Origin of the sequence: Carboxylicivirga sediminis (assembly GCF_018156225.1) — a bacterium.
GTDB lineage: Bacteria > Bacteroidota > Bacteroidia > Bacteroidales > Marinilabiliaceae > Carboxylicivirga > Carboxylicivirga sediminis.
On the sequence record NZ_JAGTAR010000093.1, the window covers coordinates 1 to 1065 of the forward strand.

General features: G+C 40.4%; 1 protein-coding gene. It reads left to right on the top strand.

Annotated elements, in window-relative coordinates; genetic code table 11:
* The first annotated feature begins 392 nt into the window (after nt 1–392).
* The gene (locus KDU71_RS22745; protein ID WP_212193429.1) at nt 393–923 is read left to right on the top strand and encodes an REP-associated tyrosine transposase; all 531 of its coding nucleotides are present in this window, start codon (nt 393–395) and stop codon (nt 921–923) included.
* The last annotated feature ends 142 nt before the right edge of the window (nt 924–1065 follow it).

A 1065-nucleotide genomic window follows, 5' to 3' on the forward strand; every position in this document is an offset into this window, starting at 1 on the left:
TGCCTGAAAGGCGATGGGGGGAGGTTATAATCAAAAATCACTCGCTAGCGCGGATTTGCAATCCGTGCTGTTAAAACAACACAAGAGTTACCTCGCTAGCGCGGATTTGCAATCCGTGCTGTTAAAACAACACAAGAGTTACCTCGGCTTTAGAATATTTAAGTAGTGCCCGGGATTATGGTGGAGAAAAAGGCCTATTAGATGGGCGCGTTGTTAAGTAATTGGCACGGATTACAAATCCGCGCCAGCATCAGTCTGAAAGACGACGAAAAACAGCATCTCATAACACATTCTCCGTTAGCGCGGATTTGTAATCCGTGCTATTAAAAACAAAGGTCAAAATCAAACAATTAACCAGGCCTTTAGTATATTTATATACCAAATCATTTGTCTTGAGTAGAAAATACAAGTTTCATAACCCAGAAGGTGTCTATTTTATCAGCTTTGCTGTTCAAGGCTGGGTTGATGTATTTACGCGAAATTGTTACAAAGACATTCTTATTGACAGTTTGGAGTATTGCCAAAAAAATAAAGGACTGGAATTATTTGCCTGGTGCATAATGACCAATCATGTTCATCTAATAGCGCGTGCGGAATACGGATTTTTACTCTCCGATATTCTAAGAGATTTTAAAAAGTTCACTTCCAAAGCAATTATTATGGCAATCAAGGAGAATATCCAAGAGAGTAGAAAGGAATGGCTTCTTCAACAGTTTGTAACTGAAAATGGCAATCGATTTTGGAGATCTGATAATAAACCAATAGAGTTGTGGAGCAACAAGGTTATCGACCAAAAACTTAACTATCTGCATAATAATCCAGTTGAAGAAGGACTGGTTTTTCATCCAGAGGATTATGTGTACAGTAGTGCCCGGGATTATAGCGGAGAAAAAGGCCTATTAGATGGGCGCGTTGTTAAGTAATTGGCACGGATTACAAATCCGCGCCAGCTTTAAGGATGTAGCTATCATTCTTTTATATCTTCCCCTTGGGGAAGTGCCTGAAAGGCGATGGGGGGAGGTTATAATCAAAAATCACTCGCTAGCGCGGATTTGCAATCCGTGC